The sequence below is a fragment of the Vibrio sp. V42_P2S4T144 genome, from assembly GCF_009904715.1.
GTDB classification, from domain to species: domain Bacteria; phylum Pseudomonadota; class Gammaproteobacteria; order Enterobacterales; family Vibrionaceae; genus Vibrio; species Vibrio alginolyticus.
This window is the reverse complement of the sequence record NZ_WXWS01000498.1, coordinates 1-2,999: the sequence shown is the minus strand read 5'-3', so window position 1 is coordinate 2,999 and position 2,999 is coordinate 1. Positions and strand designations below refer to the sequence as shown.

3 protein-coding genes are annotated in these 2,999 nt (G+C 46.3%); all 3 read right to left on the bottom strand.

From position 1 onward, the window contains the following. Positions 1 to 145: 145 nt before the first annotated feature. Complete coding sequence (locus tag CAG68_RS16490) at positions 146 to 940, bottom strand: metal ABC transporter permease (RefSeq protein WP_054729322.1); 795 nt, start codon at positions 938 to 940, stop codon at positions 146 to 148. Between the two features lie 2 nt (positions 941 to 942). Next, on the bottom strand, positions 943 to 1,869 hold the full coding sequence (locus CAG68_RS16485) for a metal ABC transporter solute-binding protein, Zn/Mn family (protein ID WP_025767961.1): 927 nt from the start codon (positions 1,867 to 1,869) through the stop codon (positions 943 to 945). Further along, a partial coding sequence (locus CAG68_RS16480) for a hypothetical protein (protein WP_237667890.1) occupies positions 1,859 to 2,999 on the bottom strand: 1,141 nt, incomplete at its 5' end. The genes CAG68_RS16485 and CAG68_RS16480, both read right to left, overlap by 11 nt.

Here is a 2,999-nt window from a genome sequence, read left to right as displayed (position 1 = left end):
AATCAAGGCAACTTGATGACTATGGCAAGATCAACGTAAGAAAGTGTGTTGGAAGGCGCAAAGTTACACGATTGGAGGACTTGGATAGAAAAGTATTGGTCTGATTAATCAAATACTACTTCATCAGACCAATATTACTTGTCTCTTAATCTCTTACAAAAGCTGGTTTTGTTATTTTCACCAGAAAAGGCTGAAGCAAGAGATTAAACAACATGCCAGCAATAAACAGGGTGATCACAATACTCACACCACTCGGTAAGTCATAGCGAGCCGATGCGGCAATACCCGATAAGATCCCAACAATACCAATGCTGATACTAGCGACAAAGAATCGAGTTCCCTTCAATGCTGCCGCACATAAAGCTGGAATAACCAACAAAGCAAATTCTAAATAAATGCCGGTTAACTTGACCGTAATGGGCATCAGGATTGCAAAGATCAGATAAAAACCACTACCGCGCATAAACGCAGGTTTTAACCAAACCAATAGCAACATCGCAGCGGTAACGAGTGCCAGAGGCCAAACGTCTGCCCAAGTCGCCCATAACAATTGCCCATTAAGAATGCCTTGAATAAAGTCTCCGCCGTGTGGGTCTTTACTCACCAGCAGGATCGCCAGCGATGCAGACACGACAAACAAGCTGCCAATCATGGGCTCTAAATGTTGCTGGTATCGTTTCTCCATTAAGGCAATCAAACCGCAAAGCATCAAAGACATCACCCAAGGGCCAATCATTTCGCCAAAGAATGAGCCTGAGAACAGCGCGTATTGGCTCAACCAGTAGTGGCTTAGTGCTGCCCCCAATGCCGCAACTTGCGCCACCGCCAAATCTATAAAGATGATCTGACGATTAAGAACTTGTTGCCCCAGAACGATGTTGCCAACCAACGCAATTAAACCACACAAAACCGCAGGTAAAAGCCATGCATAATCCGCCATACTTAGATCCTCACAGGAACGGGCGGCACTAACACATCCAGTAAATCATCAATGACCTGATCGTACATCTCATCCAAGCTTTCACCCTCAGAAACGGTCAATGGCAGTTGAATCACAGGTTTGTCAGTATGATCTTGCAACCAGTTCGCTGGACGCTGATCCTGATGAGAGGAGTAAACAATCGCATCAAAACTGTCGGCATTTAACTTGGTGAGTGATTGCAGGTGAGATGTGGTCGGTGAAATGCCCGGTTTAGGTTCGAGATCGGCAATCTGCTTCATTCCGAGCCAATCGTACAAATAACGATACGTCGCGTGATAACCGACAACTTGCTTACCCTTTAAAGCAGCCCCTTTCTCATTCCATTCTTTAAGCTTTTTACGCCAATGAGCACGAAACTTCATACCATTCACTTGGTAACTTTGTGCGTTGTCGGGATCAATCGCTTTTAGGCGCTCCGTGACTTTACGAGATAATGGAATCATGTCATTTGCCGCAAATTGAACATGTGGGTTACCGTGAGCGTGTATATCTCCCATGCTACGGTCAACGTGAGCATGAGTATCTAACATGCGCACGAAGTCCGTCGCGTAGATCATGCTCGGCGCACCATTTTGCACCGCCGCATTGCTGCTACGAACTTGCAGCATAGGTAACCACCCCACCTCTAGCTCTGCGCCCGAACACATTGCCATGTCCGCTTGGCGCATCTTCGCAATCAAAGAAGGACGAGCTTGTACGTAATGTGGGTCTTGCTTAGCCGTTGTCGCTGAATAAATACTGGCATCTGGCGCGTGGCTTTCAAGAAAGGCTTTCCATTCTGGCTCACAAACGAAAATGTTTAGAGCCGAAGCAGGCGAAGCAATGATGGCAGCTCCTGCCGCCATCATCACCAAACTGCATTTATTTAATGTCAGCTTAGAACGCATGAGCACCGTGCGCTCCAAATGTCATCACGTATTGCAGAGTGAACACGTTGTCTGTCTCACTGTCTTGGTTATCAATGCGAGTGTATTGCGCACGGATAGTACCGAAGTGAGAAGAATCCCATGCGATCATCGCATCCATTTCTTTATCATTCAGCTCAGTAAAATGCATGTGGTCGCCATGTGCATGACCATCGTAGCTTTCTGCTTCGCCGTAACGTAGACCTGCTGACCAGCTTGGGTTGAAGCGATAAACACCCGAAACATAGTAAGCGCTTAAGTTGTCTGGTGACTCTGCATCGTTTTTATATTTGCTATCTACCACACCGTCTAACAGCATGTATTCAGCCGATAGCGTGAAGTTGCTGTATTTGTAATTACCGTCTGGTGCCCATTTCCAAACAAAATCAGCACCGTAAAGGTTCGCACCTGTCACTGCTGCGCCATGATGGTGATCGTGATCATGCTCTTCTTCATGACCGTGGTCGTGATCTTCGAATTCTTTAACCTTGCCGTTTTCGTTGCGCAGGTAACTTAAACCAAACTGCCAACTTGAAGATTCGGAGAAGTCACTACCAAGCTTCAGCGTCGTGGTGTACACGCCAACTTCAGAACCATCTTCGACAGAAGACATTTTGCTACCACTGAGCGCTTCTACACCAAGTTTTACATAAAGGTCGGTTGGTAACACGATGTTTGCACGTACACCATCATCGTAGTAGTGCGAGCCAAGGAAAGTACGATAAGCAATTGGACGCTCAACAAAGCTATCGGTGTGCATGTGTTGGTTGTTCAGGTAACCAAAGTCAGATAGGAATCGGCCAGCGCGCACGTTTACACCATATGGCAATGCCAAAGTTTCGATGAATGCCTCTTCAAGCTCTAATTCTGTCTCATCACCATGACTTTCAAGAACCGCGGTCAATGCGCCGTAAAACTTGTCGTCGATATTTGATGAGAAGTTTAATTCCGTATGGCCTAGACCAAAGCCTTCTTCGCGCTCAGAATTATGACGTTGGCCATCTTGGTAGTAGCCATCAACAACAACACCAATCTGTGGGTTCGATAGTGTGTCGGCAAAAACAGGGGATGCAAAAATGCTACCGATCACGAGAGACACCAATTTCTTATTC